Source organism: Streptomyces sp. NPDC020597 (genome assembly GCF_044335095.1).
GTDB lineage: Bacteria > Actinomycetota > Actinomycetes > Streptomycetales > Streptomycetaceae > Streptomyces.
Genome location: NZ_JBIRUL010000029.1, coordinates 1 through 18,482, shown reverse-complemented (window position 1 = coordinate 18,482; position 18,482 = coordinate 1). Strand labels below are relative to the sequence as shown.

Genomic DNA, 18,482 nt, shown 5'->3' with positions numbered 1-18,482 from the left:
GAAATACCGGCACCGCGAAGGGCGGGCACTTCCGCAGCCTCCGCACCCCACCCCACCCCGCACCCGCACCCGCACCCGCACCCGCACCCGCACCAGAGGGAGTACTCCGTGACACCTGCGCTCACCCGCCGCACGGTCCTCGGCCTGATGGCCGGCTCGGCAGCCGCCGCGTTCACCGGCGTCTCGGCCGGCACCGCCCGCGCCGCAGTGCCGGCATCCCCCGGCGTGACCTACACGAACACCATCGCCGAGCAGCGGGCCGACCCGCACATCTTCAAGCACACCGACGGTTTCTACTACTTCACCGCCACGGTGCCGGCGTACGACCGGATCGTGCTGCGCCGGGCCACCACGATCCAGGGGCTCACGTCGGCCGCCGAGACGACCATCTGGACCAAGCACGCCACCGGCGCGATGGGCGCGCACATCTGGGCCCCGGAGATCCACTTCATCGACGGCACGTGGTACGTCTACTTCGCCGCCGGGGACGCCAACAACATCTGGAACATCCGGCCCTACGTCCTTCAGTGCGCGGACGCGAACCCGATCACGGGCGCCTGGACGGAGAAGGGCCGCATCGCCCTGCCGCTCAACACCTTCTCCCTGGACGCCACGACCTTCGCCGTGAACGGGACGCGCTACCTCTCCTGGGCGCAGAACGACCCGGCCGTCGGCCCCGGCACCAACATCTACCTCGCGCAGATGTCCAACCCCTGGACCATCACCGGCACACCGGTCATGCTCAGCCGGCCGACCGCCTCGTGGGAGACCGCCGGAGGGGAGACGGTGAACGAAGGCCCGGCCGTGATCCAGCGCAACGGCAAGGTGTTCCTGACCTTCTCGGCCAGCGCCACCGACGCCAACTACTGCATGGGCATGCTGACCGCGTCCGCCTCGGCCGACCTGCTCAGCGCTTCGGCCTGGGCCAAGTCCACGGGCCCGGTCTTCGCCAGCAACGCCGCCACCAGCCAGTACGGCCCCGGCCACAACCAGTTCACGGTCTCCGAGGACGGCACGTCCGACATCCTCGTCTACCACGACCGCAGCTACAAGGACATCAGCGGTTCCCCGCTCAACGACCCCAACCGCCGCACCCGCGTCCAGAAGATCTACTGGAAGGCCGACGGCACACCCGACTTCGGCATCCCGGTCGCCGACGGCCTCACCCCCATCCGGCTGTCCTCCTACAACTTCCCCGACCGCTTCGTCCGGCACTGGGAATACCGCGCCAAGATCGAGGCGAACGTCGCCCCGCTGGCCGACTCGCAGTTCCGCGTGGTCACCGGACTCACCGGCGCCGGAACCGTCTCCCTGGAGTCGGCGAACTTCCCGGGCTACTTCCTGCGCCACAAGAACAACGAGGTGTGGGTGGAGAAGAACGACGGGACGGCGCTGTTCGCCGGCGACGCCTCCTTCACCGCCCGGGCCGGCCTCGCGGACTCCGCCGGGGTCTCCTACGAGTCGTTCAACCTGCCGGGCCGCTACATCCGCCACTACAACTACCTGCTGTACGTCCAGGCTGTGAGCACGACGACCGACCGGGCCGACGCCACCTTCTACACCCAGTAGTCCGCACCTCGACCGCGGCCCGTCACCGCACGGCCCGACCGGGAAACACCACTCGCACGCCGGCCCCGCGGCCCGTGGAGTCCGGTCGAGTCCTTGCCGTCCGGTGACGGCCGTGTGTGGATGTTGTAGCGCCCCGGCCGACGATGGCCGTCTATGAACCCTTCGGTACGCATTCGGACCGGCGGGGCTCCCGGCAAGGGCTTGCAGCGGCAACAGCCCGTGCAGTAACCACGTGAATCATGAACCTGTTCACCCGCGGAGCGTCCCCTCGGCGTTCGGCGCCCTCAGTCGCTGCCCAACTGCCCGCCGATCCGGCCGCGTTCACCCCCGCCGGGGGCCGGCCGGATCCCGCGCTGGCCGCGCTGACCGGCGAGTGGATGATCGACCCCGCGCACAGCCGTGTCGGCTTCTCGGTCCGGCACGCCCTGGTGACCACGGTGCGCGGGGCCTTCACCCGCTACGAGAGCCGCCTCTACTTCGACGGCCGCGACCCGGCCCGCTCGCGCGCCGAGATCGTGCTGGCCACCGCCAGCGTCGACACCGGCGTGGAGCAGCGGGACGCCCATCTCACCGGCCGTGACTTCCTTGACGCGGCGGCCTATCCGCGGATGCGTTTCACCAGCACCGCCGTACAGCTCGCGGGCCCCGACGTCTATCGCATGACCGGGGACCTCACCATCAGGAACGTGACACGGCCCGTGGTCCTCGAACTCACCTACCTCGGCCACGTCGTCGACCCGTTCGGTTACGAGCGTGCGGGCTTCGACGGCACCACCACGATCGACCGTTCCGACTGGGGTCTGACGTACAACGCGCGCCTGGCGGAGGGCGGCGCCATGGTGAGCGAGAAGGTGCGCCTGCAGTTCGACATCGCCGCCATCCGTACACCCGTCGCGGGCTGACCCGCAGGCTCCTCAGCGGGGCCCCGCATCACGTCGGTCGCCGGCGCCGCGCCGCCTCCGGCGGACTCACTCCCCCGGTACGGCGGTCGCCGCGCCGCGGCACGCGCCGTGCCGCTCCTCCGGCAGATACCGCTCCGCCCAGTCCCGCAGCTCCGCCAGGGCCGGCCCGAGGGCGGCGCCGGCCTCGGTCAGCCGGTACGCGACGCGCAGCGGGGGCCCCGCGTCCACCTCACGCACCACGAGCCCGGCGGCGCCCAGCTCGGTCAGCCGGTCCGACAGCATGCGCTCACTGATGCCCGGGATGGCCCGCCGCAGGTCGGCGAAGTGCACGGGACGCTCCATCAGCACGGCCACGATCAGGCCGGTCCAGCGCTTGCCGAGCAGGACGAAGACGCGCGTGATCCCGCCGTCCACCGTCTTGCAGGGCTCCGTGGCCGATTCGTCCATGCCGGAAGTGTACGGCAGCCTCTCCAGTAGCTGAAAAAAAGTAAGTGGCTGTGCTATCAATAGGTACACACGGAACGGCAGCTCCTTACCGACGTCATGTCATGCCGTCCCCTTGCCCTGGAGACTTCTCATGGCCACGCTTCTGCACCTCGACTCGTCGCTCTTCCCCGGGTCCGCCTCCACCTCGCGTTCGGTCACGGCGGCCTTCCGCCGGGCATGGGAGGAACAGCACCCGGACGGCGCCGTGATCTACCGGGACCTGGCCGACGACCCGGTGCCGCACCTGGACGTTCTCACCGCCTCCGCCGGGTACGCCGCTCCCGCCGACCACACCGACGAGCAGGCCGCGGCCTTCGCTCCGCGACTGAAGCTGATCGAGCAGCTGGAGAACGCGGACGCCGTGCTGATCGGCGCGCCGATGTTCAACTTCACGGTCCCGTCGACGCTGAAGACCTGGCTCGACCAGGTGATCCTCATGGGCCGCACCGCGCCGGCCGAGCAGTCGTCGGTCCGGGGCACCCCGGTCTACGTGGTGGCCAGCCGAGGCGGCTCCTACGCCCCGGGCACTCCGCGCGAGGGCTACGAGTACGTGCAGAACTACCTGCAAGCGGTCCTGGGCGACATGCTCGGCATGACGGTCGAGTTCATCGTCGCCGAGCTCACCTCCGCCCACTCCAATCCCGCCATGGCCGAGCTGATCCCGCTGGCCGAGGCCTCGAAGGCCAGGGCTCACGAGGAGGCCGTCGCCAAGGGCAAGGCGGCCGCCGCGAAGGCGGTCGCCTAGGACGCGACCGGGGACGTCCGCCCCGGACGAGACCCGCGGCGGCGCGTCACCGCCCGTCCGCCGGACGGCTTGCGCTCCCCCAGTCCAGACGGTCGGCCAACCCGGCGGTCGCGAAAGCGTCCAAGAGCTCCTCGCGACCCTCGGTGAAGTGGGCCCAGCTGTCGTAGTGGACCGGGACCACGCGGCGGGCGTCGAGGATCCGCGCGGCCTCGGCGGCCTGAGCGCTGTCCAGGACGAGGGCCGCCCCGTCGTAGAGGCCGGCGATGCGGGGCGCACCGGCGAAGAGCACGGCGGTGTCCACCGGCCCGAACCGCGCGGCCGTCTCCCGGACCGCGTCCAGGGAGGCGTTGTCCCCGCTGACGTACACGGTGGGCAGCCCGTGCCCGGTCAGCACGAAGCCGACGACCTGTCCGGAGATCGGCTCGATCTCCTCGCGCGGGCCGGGACCGTGGACGGCCGGGACGCCGGTCACGGTGACGGTGCCGCCGCCGGGCCGGTCCAGTTCGACGGACTCCCAGTCGGCCAGTCCCCTGGCTCGGTCGCCGAGGCGCTCGCCGCTCTCCGGGGTGGTGAGGGTGAGCGGCACGCCGGCGAGGAGGGCGCGGCCCGAGCGATCGAGGTTGTCGGCGTGCTGGTCGTGCGAGAGCAGGACCAGGTCGACGGGGCCGAGATCGGCGGGGCCTCCGGAGGCGGGCGCGGTCTTGGTGAGCAGCGGCCTTCCCGGCGTCGGATAGTCGCCGGGGCCGTCGAAGGTGGGGTCGGTGAGGATGCGCAGGCCGCCGTACTCGAAGAAGGCGGTCGGGCCCCCGAAGACGCGAACGGGGAACGGCTCGACGGTCTCGGCAGAAGAAGTCACGAAGAACACCTCACGGATGAAACGACTGTATCCGTGAGGAAACCTAGCCGCTTCTCACGGATACCAGCAAGCCGTACCATGAGACTCATGGACACGTCCGCGATCATCGAGCCGGCCGCACCGCCCGCGCCGGGCGAGGAGCAGCACCCGGCTCTCGCCCTCGTCAACAGCGCCGTCGCGCTGACCGGCGGCCGGTTCGCCGACCGTCTCGGCACACCGCCCGGGGCCGGCCGGTGGCTCGCGGAACACGGTCTCGCACCGGCGGACGCGGGACTGCAGGAGACCTGCACGGGGCGACTGCGCTCCCTGCGGGAGCAGGTCCGCGCCCTGTTCGCCGCTCACGTCGCCGCGCTCCCGACCCCGCCCGCCGCCCTGGCCGCCGTCAATGACGCCCTGACCCGGGCGCCGGCCGCCCCGCTCCTGCGGTGGGACGAGGACGGCGGCTTCTCCCGCGCGACCCCCCACCCCACCGACCGGATCCTGGACCACGCCCTCGCGGCCCTCGCCGCCGACGCGGCCGATCTGCTCACCGGAGCCGACACCGAACGCCTCACCGCCTGCGGCTCCGCCCCCTGCACCCGCTACCTGCTGCGTCACGGCCGCCGCCACTGGTGCTCGACCCGCTGCGGCGACCGCGCCCGCGCGGCCCGCGCCTACGCACGCCGCACCCGGCCGATGACCACCGGATGAGGCACGGCGAGCGCGGCCGGCGCGGTCGGGAGGTCGCCGCCCTGCGCGGCCGGCGCGGTCTCAGCGTCGGACGAGGCGGATCCGGTAGGTCCGGGTCTGCGATCCGTCCTCGCCGGTCACGGTGACGACCGCCGACCGCCCGCCGGGCTCGTCGCGGTACGCGACGGCGACCTTCGCGTACGGGTCGCGGGCCGTCGCCGTGACCCTGCTGCGGCTCGGGGCGCGGGTGACGACCCGGTAGTCGGCGGTCTCCGGGTCGAACGACGCGATCGGCGTGCCCGACACCTCGAGGGACGCGGCGCCGGCGTCCGAGGCGACTCCCGGGGCCTTGGCGAACACCTCGATCTCACCGGCGGTGACGTAGCCGCCCGGGCGGGCCGTCATGACGACCCGCACCGCCGACGCCGCCCTCGCCGCCACCGGGACGTCGACCACCGGCGTGCCCTCCACGCCGACCGCGACGGGGCCGCCCGCGTCCGTCCACTCCCCCGTGGCGGCCGCCCGGACCTGCACCTGCAGCGTCTCGGGGAACGAGGCGCTGCTCCCGTCCCGGTAGAAGTGCGTGACGATCCGGGTCAGGTCACGCGCCCGGGGCAGGGTGAACGTGATCGTGTCGGAGGGGTTCTTGGTGGTCCCCGGTTTCCAGTTGGACCAGGCCTTCTCGGACCGGTTCCCGTTGCGCAGGCGCTCCGCGGAGTACCCGCTCTCGGTGAACGTGGCCGCGACGGAGACGCCGGCGTCCGAGGCGATGTTGGCCTGCACGGGTTCCGTGACCTGCACGCGCGCCGTCGCGGCGACCGTGCCGCCGCCGACGATCCGGGCGACGCCGCGCACGGCGACGACTCCGGTGGCGTCGAACGACCCGTCGGGCGCCGGGTCCCACGTGACCGGCAGGTCGACCCGGCCGCCGTGGCGGCCGACGCCGACTACGGCGGCCGGAAGGTCGGGCGTGCCGCCGACGTAGGTCTTGGCGCGGCCCGTGAGGGTCGAGGAGATCGTGTCGACGGTGACGACGGCGACCGCGGGCAACCTCCGCCCGAGGGGGTCGGTCGCTTCACCGGTGACCCGCACCGTGCCGGGGGCCCGCCAGGTCCGGTCCGACGGAAGCCTCCACACGACGGGCAGCGCCCCGCGGGCGCCGTCGCGGAACACCGGCGTCACCGTCTTCGGCAGTTCCGGCCGCAGCCCCGGCCGGGTGAACGCGTCGGCGGGCTCGGTGCGCAGGACGGTTTCGTCGATCACGGACCAGCGCTGGTTCGCCGCGGAGGTGGGGGTGTAGGTGGACACCCTGGCGCCGTCCGCGGTCGACTGTCCGACGACGTCGAGCAGCCGACCGGTGGCGGCGTTGACGAACGTCCAGGTGCCGTCGCCGGTCGTCGACATGATCCACTGTGCCGCTTCGCCGATCCCGCCCTTTCGCGGCTTCTCCAGAACGGCCTCGCCGTCGCGCACGGTGAGCAGCTCGCCGGTCCCGGCGCGGGCGAGGGCGTAGCGTTCACGGTTGCCGATGCCGCGGGTCAACTTGCGTACGGACCAGAGCTGTTGTGCGCTGCCGACGGCGTCGGTGCGCAGCACGACGCCGCTGCCGGCGTCCGACGGCGTGAGCGACTTCCCGCTCTGCGTCCCCTGGAGCCGGTAGACGTGCCCCGGCCGGACGAGCGCGGCGTCGCGCGCCACGCCGCCGACCCCGTCGACGAGGAAGGACGTGACCGACTTGGCGGGAACGACGAGCGTGGCCGTGCGGTCGGTCACGCGGACCGGCGCGCCGCGCACCAGGGCGCCGTCGGCGCTCGTCACCACCGGCGTGACGGTGGCCCCCGGCGCGATCCTGCCGAAGCGGGACAGGTCGAGGGTCACCGCACGTGCGGAGGCGCCGCCGTTGACGTGCACGACGGTCGCCGTCCGGCCGGACCTCTGCACCGCGGCGACGCTCGACGGATCGTCGGCCTTCACGAAGTGGTCGCCCGGACGGATGTAGTGGGTGAAGTTGCGGATGGTGTGGAACTTGGAGTTGGTGCGGATCGGGCAGGTCTGCAGGGTGTCCTCGGCCGTGCAGTCGAACGGCACGTGGATGCTGCCCCAGTTCTTGCCGGCCGCGGCCTGCGGGACGGCGTCCTCGATCGGCTGCCAGAACACCCAGGCGGAAGGCTCCAGTTCACGCATGTCCTCGACCATGCGGGTGGCCATGCCGAGCCCCGGCTCCATGCCGGTGAAGTCGGTGCCGGCGCCCCAGGTGCCCTCGACCTCGCTCATCCACAGCTTCTTGTCCGCGCCCTTGGCGATGTCCCGTGCGCTGGTGCGCATGCCCGTGCCGTAGGTGTGCACGTTGAGCTGGTCCACGGCGGCGCGGGCGGGAGCGCCGTAGGCGTTCCAGTTCTGGGTGAAGAGGGTGGGGTTGGTCTCGTCCATGGCGGAGATCCGGGCTTTCGTCTTCGCGCCGCGGAGGGCCTTGTCGAGCGCGAGGATCACTTTCTGCTGGAGTTCCGGGCCCGCGTGGGCGCCCTCCTGGCGTCCGCCCGTGGGCCGGCCGTCCGCGCCGATCTGGGTTCCCCAGTAAGGTGTGTTGGGCTCGTTGAGCGGGTCGATCGTGTCGAACTCGATGCCGTGCGCCCGCTCCAGCCGATCGGTCACCCCGGTGAGGTACGCGGCGAAGTCGTCGACGCGATCCGCGCGGATCTGGTCGGTGCTCGCGTCGAAGCCCCCGGAGACGTATCCGCTGACGGTCTGGAACCAGGGCGGCGAGTTGCTGAAGGCCTCCCAGCGGCTGACCTTGTCCTTGATCTGGTCCACCCACCAGCGCTGGCCGGCGTCGGCGTCCCCGTTCCAGTGGTCGGGGTCGTTCGGGTCCCACCAGTCGACGTCCGTGCGGGTGGTCCCGGCGGGGGCCTTCCAGAAGCCCTCCATGGTGGCGCCCCGCTTCATGTAGTCCGTGCGGACGTCCGGGGCGTTGCCGCCGCCGATGTTGTACCGGGCGATGGTCAGGCCGAGGCCGTCCGCACCGAACAGCATGTCCACGAGGCGTCTGCGGATGGGGTCGGGGTAGCGGCCCGTGGCGTTGGCGAACCAGACGAGGCTGGTGCCCCAGCCCTCGAACTCCTGCTGCCGGTAGGACGGGTCGATGCGTACGGTGACCGCGCTCTGCGGCCCCGGATCGGCGCTCGCCGCGGGGGCGGCCACGAGGCTCGCGCCGAGCGCCAGGGGAACCGCGGGCGCCAGGGCCCGGACGATGCGATGCCGAGGGGACACGGCACTCCCTTTCACAACACAGAGCCGAACAGAACCGAACAGAAGGACTCGCGCTCTGCGCATGCTTGGGGATCGCCATGAACTCGTCAAGACGGCGGACGGGCCGAGATCCGGGAGGCGTCCCTCGGCGTCCGATACATCCGGAAAGCGCTTGCCCCCTGCTCCGCGAGGGCGGAAAAAGCGTCGACAGCATCCCCCGGCGCCCGGCAGAGTGGCGGCCCATGACGAGCAGTGAGGTATGGACGCGAGCGACCGCCGACCGCTACGACGCCGAGGAGACCACGATGTCCTCGGCCGCGGTACTGGAACCCACGCTCGCCTTCCTCGCCGAGCTCGCCGGCCGGGGCCGGGCGCTGGAGTTCGCCATCGGGACCGGACGCGTAGGCGTCCCGCTCCGGGAACGCGGCGTGCCGGTCGCGGGCATCGAACTGTCCGAGCACATGACCGCGCAGCTGCGCCGCAAGATCGCCGAGGACGCGCTCCCGGTGACCGTCGGGGACATGGCCACCACTGTCGTGGACGGCGAGTTCACCCTGGTCTATCTCGTCTACAACACCATCACGAACCTGCTCACGCAGGACGAACAGGTCGCATGCTTCCTCAACGCCGCCCGCCATCTGGAGCCCGGCGGCCGGTTCGTCGTCGAGCTGGGCGTACCACCGCTGCGGTTCCTGCCGCCCGGCCAGGTCGCGGTGCCGTTCGACGTGTCCGAGGGGCATCTCGGCTTCGACACCTTCGACCTCGTCGAGCAGGTCCTCGTCTCCCACCACCTCACCCGTGACGGCGACGACGGCCGCTACCGCCGCGACGCCTCACGGCACCGGTACGCCTGGCCGGCCGAGCTCGACCTGATGGCCCGGATCGCCGGGCTCGAGCTGGAACGTCGCGTCGCCGACTGGGACGGGTCGCCGTTCACCCAGGACTCCGACAAGCACGTCTCGGTGTGGCGCAAGCCGGTCTGAGCGCCGGTTGCCGAGGCGTCGGCGGGAGCCCCGGGCCGGCGCCGGCCCCGGCGCCCGCGATGCTCCTCACGCTCCGTGTCCATCACGCGATCCGCTGGTGTGGGCGAAGCGACGCTCGCTGTTATTCAATGAGGTGTGCGGTCGGGGATCTCGGGGCCCCGTCGCACGGGTCCGAGTAACACACCCGGCGCTGGGCCGGGGAATGCCGAGAGAGCAGCATGGACTGCACGCCGTCGCCCTCGTCCTCATCCCCGTTCGACCTGCTCAGCCGCGCCCTGGGACGCTACTCCCCGCGCGGGGAGCCGGCAGCGGCCGTGGGGCCCGCCGGCGCGCAGGGCGGCCGCGCCGCCCCGCCGCGCCCACCCGACGAACCGGCAGCCGACCCCCACGACCAGATCCTCGGCGTGGTCAACCTGGACAGGGACCTGCGGATCACCCGCTGCAATCTGGACGCCGCCGTGTTCGCGGGCCTGGACGCCGTGATCGGGGCCCCCTTCGCGGATCTCCTGCCCCCCGGTGACGTGCCCACGGTCACCCGGCGGTTGCGGCAGGTCCTCGAGATCGGCGAGGCGCACGTCGCGCGGATCCAGCGCCTGCGGCGCGGCGACGGGTCGGAGCTGGTGGTCTCCATGAGCATCCTGCCCGCGGCGGCGCCCCAGGACGGCCTGACCGTGTCCCTGATCGCCATGGCCAGGCGACTGCATCTGTACGCCGCCGAGACCGCGATCGGCACCTCCCTGGACATCGGCGAGACTGCGCAGTCGCTGGCGGAGTCCCTGCTGGCCTGGGGAGACGTGGCCGCCGTCGACCTCGACTTCGCGGTGTGGACGGGTGAGGGAGTCACCGAGCACGCTCAGGGACGCATCCGGCTGCGGCGGGCTGCCCTGGTGCCGGACCGGGTGTGGCCCGCGGGTTACACGACTCCCGGCGACGATCTTCCGAACGACGCGAGCCGCCTCCTGGCACAGGCGGTGCGACGGGACGACGCGCCGCAGGCCATCGTCATACCGGACCGTGAGGCGGTCGAGCGGCTGCTCGGCAGTCCCCGGGTGATCCGCGCCCTGGTCCCCGGCGACAGGTCGGCGAGCGTGGCCTGCATACCGCTGGTCCTGGACGGCACACCGCCCGTCGTGCTGGGCGTGGCGGAGGTGTGGCGGCGGGCGGACAGCCCCTTCCGCGACAGCGAGCTGTTCGACCTGCAGGAACTGGTGGCCAGGACCGCCCACCACGTCGACCTGGCCCGTCAGCACCACCGCGAGCACACCCAGGTGCTGGCGCTGCAGCGCCGGCTGCTGCCCCGCAGGAGCGGCCACACCATGGAGATCGCCAGCGTCTACCAGCCCGCCACCCCGGACAGCGCGGGCGTCGGCGGCGACTGGGTCAACAGCTTCCCGCTGCCCGACGGGCGTACCGCGCTGGTGGTCGGAGACGTCGTGGGGCACGGCCTGGGGGCCGCGGCGACCATGGGCCAGCTGAGCATGGAGGCCCGCGCCCTGCTGTCCGCGGGGCTGGCGCCCGACGAGGTGCTGGAGCACCTGGACGAGACCGTGACGCTGCTGGACGACGCGGATTCCGGGCTCGCGGCCGGCTACAGCGCCCTCGGCTCCACCTGCTGCATCGCCCTCTACGACCCGGTCAGCCACCGGGTGACGCTCGCCAGCGCCGGTCACCTCCCCCCGGTCATGGTGCTTCCGGACGGCCGGGCGGGCCCGCTCTCGGTCACCCCTCATCCGGGCCTCGGCGCCGAGTTCGCGCTGCGGGAGCCGTTCGACGTCCACACGTTCGACGCGCCGCCGGGTTCGCTGCTCGCCCTCTACACCGACGGCCTGGTGGAGGATCCGGCCCTGTCGATCGACGAGGGGATCGACAGGCTGGCCGACACCATGTCCGCGGTGCACCCCTGGGACGCCCTGCAACAGGCCGCCCGGCACATCGTCGCCACGCTGGCGCCCGTGCGGCGGCGCGACGACGTGACGCTGCTGCTCGTGCGCACGATCGGCTATCGCAAGGAGGACACCGCGACCTGGCGGCTGCCCGCCCGCGACGACGCACCCGTCCGGGCCCGCGCGCACGTCGACGCGCTGCTGCGGCAGTGGAACACCAGGGACGACATCCGGGACGACGTGACGCTGCTGGTCGGCGAGCTCGTCACGAACGCGGTGCGGTTCGCCGCAGGCCCCGTCACCGTACGGCTGATCAGGGCCGGTCACGGCCTGCTCTGCGAGGTGGGCGACACCGGCAACGGCAGGCCGCGTCTGAACAGGGGCGGCCTGCTCGACGACGGCGGACGCGGACTGCACATCGTGCACCGGCTCACCACCAGGTGGGGGGTCCGGTGGACGGACACCGGCAAGGTGGTCTGGGCGGAAGTCGCGCGGTGACACGGCACCGGGGAGAGCGGTGACAGGACACCGGCAGGACGGGAGCGGTGAGGCGGGCGGGGCGGGGCATCGGGGGTGGGCGGAGCAGGGCGGGGCGCAAGCGGCGGGGCCGGGGCGGGGTGAGTCCGGGGGGCGGTGAGTCCGGGGGTGAGTCCCGGAGCGTGAGTACGGGTGAGCCTGGGGGGATACGGCTCCTGTGATGCGGGACGCTGTTGCCGGACCGGTGAGACGGGGGGCCGGACCGGCTCGTGCCGGGGCACGGGCGGGCTGGGGCCTACAGCCACTCCCCTTCCAGCGCGGTGGCGGTGAGGCCCGGCGCCGCCGCGTACAGGACGGCGCGGTCCCCCGACTTCTGCCCGGCGTCGTGCGCCCGCCTCAGGATGTCGAACACGGCAGCGCCTCCGCGGTTGCCGGTGGTGTAGCTGGCCCGGCTGTAGTCCAGCAGACCCGACGGCCAGGTGTCGGGCATCGTCTGCTCCATGTACTCCAGCACCCGGGTCCCGCCGGGGTGCGCGAGCAGCACGTCGGGGTGCCAGGCGTCGGGGGCGTCCTCGTAGCGCACGCGCAGCCACTCCCACATGGCGGTGACCGTCTCCTGCACGGCGCGCGGCCCGCGCCGGTCCATCACGAAGTGGGCGCCGTCCGCCCGCGTCTCCAGGCGGTGCAGGTCCTGGGTGCCGGGCAGGGTGTGGTGCCAGGCGGCGTCGAGCCGCAGCACCGATTCGGGCCTCGGGCGGCCCGTGACCACCGCGGCGACCGCGGTGTCGGCGAACAGCAGCCGGACGATCAGGGACTCCAGGGTGTCGTCCGCGGGCTGGTAGGTCGTGCTCAGCGCCTCCGAGATCACCACCAGGACCACCCGGTCGGGGTCCGCTGCCACGAGGTCCGCCGCCAGCGCCAGGGAGCGGGTTCCCGCGACGCAGGCCCACTGCGTGGCGGGCAGCAGCATCGTGTCGCTGCGGAGCCCGAGCCTGTTGGCCAGGGCGACGTCCAGGCCGGGCAGGGCCGGGGTGGTGGAGTGACTGGTGATCAGGCAGTCGACGTCGGCGGCGTCCAAGCCGGCGATCTGCAGGGCCCCGCGGGCCGCGCGCTCCCCGTAGGACTGCACCGCCTCCCAGGCAGGCGCGGTGCGCTCCTGGACGGTCTGCGGCGCGGGTATCGACTCGAGGGCGGCTGTCACGCGCTCCACGTCCTGCGGGGTGAACCCCTCGCGGTACAGCGCCTCTTGGGCGGGCCCGACACCGCAGGCCCGCAGCCCGCCGCCGTTGCCGGGTGCGACGGCCGTCTCCAGCGGCAGCATCCAGCCGCGGGACTCGATGCCGGTGCTCGCGGCGATCCCGTCGATCCGCGGCGCCCACGGCGCGTGCGGGTGCCGGTCGCGGACCTCCGCCACGATCTGGCTGGTCTGCACGGTGTGCTCGCCGTGGATCACGGCAGGGGGACAGAGGTATGCGGCCATGGTGGGCACCCTTTCGAGGGGAACGACGAGGAACGTCACGAGGACGGCGCCATGGGCCACTTCGGAACTTCGCGCCCATGCCGAGGGGCTCCGCTTCGGGAGTCGCTGTGCGTCTCGAGCATGGACGCTAAATGGACATTTCCGCTGTGACTCAGACAACTTGGGCGGCATCAGATGGACGTGATACCGCACACACCATGGCAACGCGGACTTCCGGCGCACTTCCCCCGAACCGACCTGGCCCTCCGTCAGCCCTGCGTGAGCATCCGTCGCACGCCATCGCGTGCGCCGCCGACCTGCGGATTCCCACGACAGGGCGACACGACCGCCAGCCTGCGCGACCCTCTTCCCCTGCCGGCGCGACGGCCCTCCAGCCGCGGCGGACGACGAGGGTCGGCGTGCGGTGTTCCAAGTCGCCCGTCTCGTCCCTCAGGGGAGGAAGGGGCGGATCCAGCCCGCGAACCGGCCGCCGAACTCCGCCTGCGCCGCGGCGAACACGGCGTCGGGGTCCTTCGCCACGCGCAGCGCCCGTCGTCGCCGAACGCGAGTGCTCGCTGCGGAAGTACCGCCCACATCGGGGTTCCGGAGCCGGGCTCGCGGCCTGGACGAGCAGAGGCGAGCAGGACCGCCGAGTCCGTCAAGGGTGGAGGAGGAAGACATGCGGAAATTCGGGTGCTGTGTCCGGTCTCGCATCCCTACCCTCGGCCCATGCATCACGAATCCGCTCTGTTGAACGTCATCGACGTGGAAGCCACCTGCTGGAACGGACAGCCGCCGCCCGGCTCCGTGAACGAGATCATCGAGATCGGTCTCACCGTCGTGGACGTCACGGCACGGCGCCGTGTATCCCGGCACCGTGTCCTGGTCCGACCCACCCGGTCGACGGTGAGCGGCTTCTGCACCGAGCTGACCGGGCTGACCCAGGCGGAGGTGAACCGGGGCGTCACCTTCGCCGAGGCCTGCCGGATCCTCGTCGAGGAGCACGGAGCCGGCGAGCGCCCCTGGACGAGCTGGGGCGAGTACGACCGTCGGCAGTTCGCCCGGCAGAGCCAGACCGACGCGGTGGCCTATCCCTTCGGCTATCCGACGGAGCGCACCCACACCAACGCCAAGGCCGTGTTCGCCGCGGCCCACGGACTGCGCAGGAAACCCGGCATGAGCCAAGCCCTGCAGATCGCCGGACTGCCGCTCGAAGGACGCCATCACCGCGGCGAGGACGACGCCTGGAACATCGCCGCACTCGTCCTCGATCTCCTGGAGCGCGAGGCATGGCCAGTCACCACCACAGGCCTTCGGTGAGCGCTCCACTGAATCCGAGCGTGCGGCAAAGGAGTTCCCACAGCTGACGATCGCCTCAGGAGTCAGTGCAACACGTGATCGCACACCTGACCGCCGAGCCGGCGGGGCGTCGCTCGAACTCCGCCGGTCAGCCCGCCCGCATGCGGGCGCCCGGTTCAGGTCAGCATGTCGTGATGTTCCTCGAGCACCGCGCCCGCTCCCGCTGCCTCCACCCCCTCCACCTCCACCTCCGCCACCTCCGCCGCATCCGCACTGGCGCGGATCAGCGCGGCCACCGCCCGGGACGTCGTCCGCTCCGGCCAGGCGACGACGACAGCGGTGGGCGGCGCGTCGAGCAGCGGCACGCACGCCACGTCGGGCCAGGCGCGCCGGCGCACCGACTCGGGCAGGATCGCGACCACCTGGCCCAGAGCGACCAGCTGCATCACCTGCGAGACGTCGCGCACTTCGGGCGGACGGCCATCGGCGGCGTCCGCGTCGTCACCAGGCCATCGGGGCAGCTGCTCGCCGGTGAGATCGGCGAGCGTCAGGGCAGCGCGGCCGGCGAGGCGGTGGGCCCGGGGAAGCACGGCCATCTGGCCCTGGGTCAGCAGCGATTCGGTGTCGAAGCCCGTCAGGTCGTCGTAGGGCGTGGTCAGGAACGCGACGTCGGCCCTGCCGTCGCGCAGCATCGGAGCCTGCTCCCCGACGCCGCAGACGATCACCTCGACGTCGACGGCGTCCGGATCGCGGCGGTAGCGCTGCAGGATCGACTCCAGCAGTCCCGCGTCCCCGTCGGGCTTCATCGCCAGCGTGACCTTCGGATCGGTCCGGCCCGCCCGCTGCGCGCGCCGGACCGACGCCCCGACCGCGTCCAGCGCCTTGCGGCTTTCGGCCAGGAAGACCTGTCCGGCGCCGGTGAGGTGCACCGATCGGCTGGTGCGTTCCAGCAGCCGCACGCCCATGCGTCGCTCCAGCCGGGCGATGGCACGGGACAGCGGCGGCTGCGACATGCCCAGGCGCTGTGCGGCGCGGCCGAAGTGCAGTTCCTCGGCGACGGCGACGAAGTAGGCGAGCTCACGCGTCTCCGGCACATCCATACCCGCAGGGTATCGTTCGAGACGCTACGGGTGTTGGCCGGCGAGTTCGGCGCGGTGGTGTGCTGGGCCCATGAACGAATCCATGATCACCCTGGTGACCGGCGCGAACAAGGGCATCGGCCGTCAGATCGCCGCCCAGCTCGGAGCCCTGGGCCACAGCGTCGTCGTCGGCGCCCGCAACGCCGAACTCGGCCAGAGGGCCGCCACCGAGTTGCGGGAAAGCGGTGCTGATGCCACTGCGGTCGTGCTCGACGTGACAGACCCGGACTCGGCCGCCGCAGCCGCCGCCGCGATCGAGGCCCGTTACGGCAGGCTCGACGCCCTGGTCAACAATGCGGGTATCAGCGGCCCTTCGGGCAGCGACTCGGCCGACCAGCGCCCGAGCACGGCGGACATGGACGTGCTGCGCGCCGTCTTCGCGACCAACTACTTCGGAGTGATCGCCGTCACCAACGCGATGCTGCCGCTGTTGCGCCGATCAGCCTCGCCGCGGATCGTCAACGTGTCCAGCTCGGTGGGCTCGCTCAACATCAACGCAGACCTGAAGGGCGCCGACGGACCGCCGCTGATGCCGGTCTCCGCCGGGTACGCCACGTCGAAGACGGCGCTCACGGCGCTCACCCTGCAATACGCGTGGGACCTGCTGGCCGAGGACATCAAGGTCAACGCCGTCTGCCCCGGCTACGTCGCCACCGACCTGAACGGCCACCGTGGCCACCGCACGGCCCCCGAAGGCGCGGTGGCCGCCGTCCGGATGGCCACCATCGGCGCCGACGGGCCGACCGGCACCTTCACGGACGACGAGGGCCCGGTGCCCTGGTGAGCCGAGGGGGATTCTCAATCCACCGCGTACCGCGGCCGGTTCAGCCGTCGTGACCGCCCGTGGGGAACTCGTCCTTCCACGGACGCAGCAGGCCGCTCAGCCCATGCCGTGTCTCCTCGGGCAACTCGGCGTTGAGTCCCGAATCCAGGACGGCGCCGTAGCCGTAGACGGCCGCCGGGTTCCAGCCGTGGACCACCCGCAGGCCGGCCGCGCGCGTTGGGCTGCTTCGCGAGCGGCCCAGTCTGCGGCGGCGAGGCTTTCGGGCGAGCCGTCGAGGCCGACGGTGATGGCTGGCATGTGCGGTCCTCCTCCAGGGGTGCGCCGTCAGATTTCAGGGCTTGCGGCTGCCGCAAGAGGGGCCGGGAGTCCCGGTCGGGGACCGATCGGCCCCCCACGGAAGGTCGACCGGCGCTGTGCCCGACTGCGGCGGGATCGATCCGCTCGTGATCCGGCTGACCTACCGCGGACGGGGTGGTCGGCGTCGTCGACAGGCTGACCGTCCACACCGCCTCGGGGCCGATCGGCCGGGCCCCAGGACCAACGCGACCCGGGGCGCAGAACCACTGATGTGTCCATGACCCAGGTCGGGTGGCTCGGCAGGCCGTGACCGAGCGCGTGACTCTCCTGCACGAGCGCGGCCCCGAGGCCCGGTTCCCACCGGGTGCCGGGGCCGTCCCGGGGCCGAGCCGCGCCTTTGCTCCTTCTCTATGTGTGCCTCAGTGCGTCGGCGATGCCTCCCGCCCAGGCCTGGATCGCGGCGAAGTCCCGGAAGTCGCCGCCCTTGCCGGAGCGGAGGATCATCCCGGCCACCCACCCCTTGGCGCCGTCCTCCAGGCGCCCTCCGAAGGTGACGTGATCCCGGACGTCCAGCCGGGTCATGGCCTTCTGTACGCCTCGCACGGGCGGGATGTCCCGCTCGGAGGCGGAGGCGTCGAGCGGGCCGCTGCTGAAGAACCACACCGGACGCTCCGCGAGGAGGACCCGGTTGCGGCGGACGAACCGCCGTGCGTCCTTGTGCCAGCGCCCCGCGTAGAGCCCGCCGCCGACCACGACGGCGTCGTAACGCGCCACGTCGGTCGCGGACCGCGCAGGACACGCCTCGACGGTCAGCCCGCTCTTGCCCAGGACGTCGGCGACGGCTTCGGCGATTCCCGCTGTGGATCCGTTCGTCGTTCCGTAGGTGACCAGCACGGTGTCGGTCATGGCGGTCCGCCTCCTTTCACACCCGGCGCAGCCGGTCGTCGACCGCGCCGTCGATCCGGCGGGTCACGGAGAGGGCGATCTCCGTCTCGCTCTTGCGCAGGCGCAGGTTCTCCGGCGAGCAGGGCGTGGACCCTGGGCCGGTCGAGCACGCCGTCCGTCGTCGCAGGTCTCCTCCACGTCTTTCGGTACTTCGATCGTCCGGCGGAGCGGATGAGGAACCCATGGGCTGTACGGGGCCTCCCCTGGGCCGGTCGGCCCTCCCGTGGCCGCCGTCCGGACCCGCTTGCGCCGTCACGACGAGCGATCTGGACGTGTCAGTCGTCCGCCGCCAACGCCGTCAGCTCCCCAGAAGACGACGGGGGGCCTTGGAGACGCGCAGGACGCCGTTCAGCGGGCCGTCGGCCGCCGCCTCACGATCAGGCGTTCCAGGTCCAGTCGGCGACCTCGGGAAGGTCGGTGCCGTGCTCGCGGATCCACGCCTGGTGGCGGGTGCGCACGTCGGCCATCTGCTGTCGTACGGCGGCGGCGCGCACCGCGAGGCCGGGGACCCGGTCAACGACGTCCATGACGAGACGGTAGCGGTCGAGGTCGTTGCGCACGACCATGTCGAACGGCGTGGTCGTCGTCCCCGACTCCTTGTAGCCGCGGACGTGCAGGTTCCGGTGGCCGGCACGGCGGTAGGCCAGCCGGTGGATGAGCCAGGGGTAGCCGTGGTAGGCGAAGATCACCGGCTTGTCGGCGGTGAACAGCCCGTCGTACTCGAAGTCGCCCATCCCGTGCGG

15 protein-coding genes and 2 pseudogenes are annotated in these 18,482 nt (G+C 72.3%); 8 read left to right on the top strand and 9 right to left on the bottom strand.

Translation table 11 applies throughout. The features are described from left to right. Positions 1-147: 147 nt before the first annotated feature. Both ACH4ZA_RS33110 and ACH4ZA_RS33105 read left to right on the top strand, forming a co-directional pair. Positions 148-1,569: a family 43 glycosylhydrolase gene (locus tag ACH4ZA_RS33110; RefSeq protein ID WP_398433010.1), complete on the top strand. Its 1,422-nt coding sequence runs from the start codon at positions 148-150 to the stop codon at positions 1,567-1,569. A gap of 239 nt (positions 1,570-1,808) precedes the next feature. Next, complete coding sequence (locus tag ACH4ZA_RS33105; RefSeq protein WP_398432949.1) at positions 1,809-2,471, top strand: YceI family protein; 663 nt, start codon at positions 1,809-1,811, stop codon at positions 2,469-2,471. Between the two features lie 66 nt (positions 2,472-2,537). On the opposite strand, the gene ACH4ZA_RS33100 is transcribed toward ACH4ZA_RS33105, so the two are convergent. Beyond that, positions 2,538-2,918 carry a winged helix-turn-helix transcriptional regulator gene (locus ACH4ZA_RS33100; RefSeq protein ID WP_398432948.1) on the bottom strand — a complete coding sequence of 127 codons (381 nt, stop codon included), beginning with the start codon at positions 2,916-2,918 and terminating at the stop codon, positions 2,538-2,540. Positions 2,919-3,048: 130 nt separating this feature from the next. Between ACH4ZA_RS33100 and ACH4ZA_RS33095 the strand changes: the two genes are divergently transcribed. Next, complete coding sequence (locus tag ACH4ZA_RS33095; protein WP_398432947.1) at positions 3,049-3,702, top strand: FMN-dependent NADH-azoreductase; 654 nt, start codon at positions 3,049-3,051, stop codon at positions 3,700-3,702. A gap of 46 nt (positions 3,703-3,748) precedes the next feature. Here the strand turns inward: ACH4ZA_RS33095 and ACH4ZA_RS33090 are convergent, their stop codons facing one another. Continuing rightward, a complete protein-coding gene (locus ACH4ZA_RS33090; RefSeq protein WP_398432946.1) occupies positions 3,749-4,558 on the bottom strand; it encodes an MBL fold metallo-hydrolase in 810 nt (269 codons plus the stop codon). A gap of 78 nt (positions 4,559-4,636) precedes the next feature. On the opposite strand from ACH4ZA_RS33090, the gene ACH4ZA_RS33085 reads away from it, so the two are divergent. After that, complete coding sequence (locus ACH4ZA_RS33085; protein WP_398432945.1) at positions 4,637-5,248, top strand: CGNR zinc finger domain-containing protein; 612 nt, start codon at positions 4,637-4,639, stop codon at positions 5,246-5,248. Positions 5,249-5,308: 60 nt separating this feature from the next. Here the strand turns inward: ACH4ZA_RS33085 and ACH4ZA_RS33080 are convergent, their stop codons facing one another. Continuing rightward, on the bottom strand, positions 5,309-8,494 hold the full coding sequence (locus ACH4ZA_RS33080) for a glycoside hydrolase (RefSeq protein WP_398432944.1): 3,186 nt from the start codon (positions 8,492-8,494) through the stop codon (positions 5,309-5,311). Between the two features lie 221 nt (positions 8,495-8,715). Between ACH4ZA_RS33080 and ACH4ZA_RS33075 the strand changes: the two genes are divergently transcribed. Both ACH4ZA_RS33075 and ACH4ZA_RS33070 read left to right on the top strand, forming a co-directional pair. Continuing rightward, positions 8,716-9,456 (top strand): class I SAM-dependent DNA methyltransferase, encoded by a 741-nt coding sequence (locus ACH4ZA_RS33075; RefSeq protein ID WP_398432943.1) that lies wholly within the window; start codon positions 8,716-8,718, stop codon positions 9,454-9,456. 218 nt (positions 9,457-9,674) lie between these two features. Beyond that, entirely contained in the window at positions 9,675-11,837 is a 2,163-nt protein-coding gene (locus tag ACH4ZA_RS33070) for a SpoIIE family protein phosphatase (protein ID WP_398432942.1), read from the top strand. A gap of 274 nt (positions 11,838-12,111) precedes the next feature. Here the strand turns inward: ACH4ZA_RS33070 and ACH4ZA_RS33065 are convergent, their stop codons facing one another. After that, entirely contained in the window at positions 12,112-13,296 is a 1,185-nt protein-coding gene (locus tag ACH4ZA_RS33065) for a type III polyketide synthase (protein WP_398432941.1), read from the bottom strand. Positions 13,297-14,004: 708 nt separating this feature from the next. Here ACH4ZA_RS33065 and ACH4ZA_RS33060 point away from each other — a divergent pair. Further along, on the top strand, positions 14,005-14,595 hold the full coding sequence (locus ACH4ZA_RS33060; protein WP_398432940.1) for an exonuclease domain-containing protein: 591 nt from the start codon (positions 14,005-14,007) through the stop codon (positions 14,593-14,595). Positions 14,596-14,750: 155 nt separating this feature from the next. On the opposite strand, the gene ACH4ZA_RS33055 is transcribed toward ACH4ZA_RS33060, so the two are convergent. Continuing rightward, a complete protein-coding gene (locus tag ACH4ZA_RS33055) occupies positions 14,751-15,674 on the bottom strand; it encodes a LysR family transcriptional regulator (protein WP_398432939.1) in 924 nt (307 codons plus the stop codon). Between the two features lie 70 nt (positions 15,675-15,744). Between ACH4ZA_RS33055 and ACH4ZA_RS33050 the strand changes: the two genes are divergently transcribed. After that, on the top strand, positions 15,745-16,497 hold the full coding sequence (locus ACH4ZA_RS33050; protein ID WP_398432938.1) for an SDR family oxidoreductase: 753 nt from the start codon (positions 15,745-15,747) through the stop codon (positions 16,495-16,497). 40 nt (positions 16,498-16,537) lie between these two features. Here ACH4ZA_RS33050 and ACH4ZA_RS33045 read toward each other — a convergent pair whose 3' ends face one another. From ACH4ZA_RS33045 to ACH4ZA_RS33030, 4 genes and pseudogenes are all read right to left on the bottom strand, one after another. Then, entirely contained in the window at positions 16,538-16,693 is a 156-nt protein-coding gene (locus ACH4ZA_RS33045; protein ID WP_398433016.1) for a hypothetical protein, read from the bottom strand. Further along, a pseudogene (locus tag ACH4ZA_RS33040) lies at positions 16,679-16,794 on the bottom strand (universal stress protein); the annotation flags it as partial. The gene ACH4ZA_RS33045 and the pseudogene ACH4ZA_RS33040, both read right to left, overlap by 15 nt. A gap of 408 nt (positions 16,795-17,202) precedes the next feature. After that, positions 17,203-17,700, bottom strand: a complete 498-nt coding sequence (locus tag ACH4ZA_RS33035; RefSeq protein ID WP_398432937.1) for a flavodoxin domain-containing protein — start codon at positions 17,698-17,700, stop codon at positions 17,203-17,205. 416 nt (positions 17,701-18,116) lie between these two features. Next, positions 18,117-18,482, bottom strand: a pseudogene (locus ACH4ZA_RS33030) (phosphoketolase); the annotation flags it as partial.

Excerpts from the sequence above, each read along its gene's own strand:
- ACH4ZA_RS33110 (WP_398433010.1), top strand. The coding sequence starts at position 148 with ATGGCCGGCTCGGCAGCCGCCGCGTTCACCGGCGTCTCGGCCGGCACC.
- ACH4ZA_RS33105 (WP_398432949.1), top strand. The coding sequence starts at position 1,809 with ATGAACCTGTTCACCCGCGGAGCGTCCCCTCGGCGTTCGGCGCCCTCA.
- ACH4ZA_RS33100 (WP_398432948.1), bottom strand. The coding sequence starts at position 2,918 with ATGGACGAATCGGCCACGGAGCCCTGCAAGACGGTGGACGGCGGGATC.
- ACH4ZA_RS33095 (WP_398432947.1), top strand. The coding sequence starts at position 3,049 with ATGGCCACGCTTCTGCACCTCGACTCGTCGCTCTTCCCCGGGTCCGCC.
- ACH4ZA_RS33085 (WP_398432945.1), top strand. The coding sequence starts at position 4,637 with ATGAGACTCATGGACACGTCCGCGATCATCGAGCCGGCCGCACCGCCC.
- ACH4ZA_RS33075 (WP_398432943.1), top strand. The coding sequence starts at position 8,716 with ATGACGAGCAGTGAGGTATGGACGCGAGCGACCGCCGACCGCTACGAC.
- ACH4ZA_RS33070 (WP_398432942.1), top strand. The coding sequence starts at position 9,675 with ATGGACTGCACGCCGTCGCCCTCGTCCTCATCCCCGTTCGACCTGCTC.
- ACH4ZA_RS33065 (WP_398432941.1), bottom strand. The coding sequence starts at position 13,296 with ATGGCCGCATACCTCTGTCCCCCTGCCGTGATCCACGGCGAGCACACC.
- ACH4ZA_RS33060 (WP_398432940.1), top strand. The coding sequence starts at position 14,005 with ATGCATCACGAATCCGCTCTGTTGAACGTCATCGACGTGGAAGCCACC.
- ACH4ZA_RS33055 (WP_398432939.1), bottom strand. The coding sequence starts at position 15,674 with ATGGATGTGCCGGAGACGCGTGAGCTCGCCTACTTCGTCGCCGTCGCC.
- ACH4ZA_RS33050 (WP_398432938.1), top strand. The coding sequence starts at position 15,745 with ATGAACGAATCCATGATCACCCTGGTGACCGGCGCGAACAAGGGCATC.
- ACH4ZA_RS33035 (WP_398432937.1), bottom strand. The coding sequence starts at position 17,700 with ATGACCGACACCGTGCTGGTCACCTACGGAACGACGAACGGATCCACA.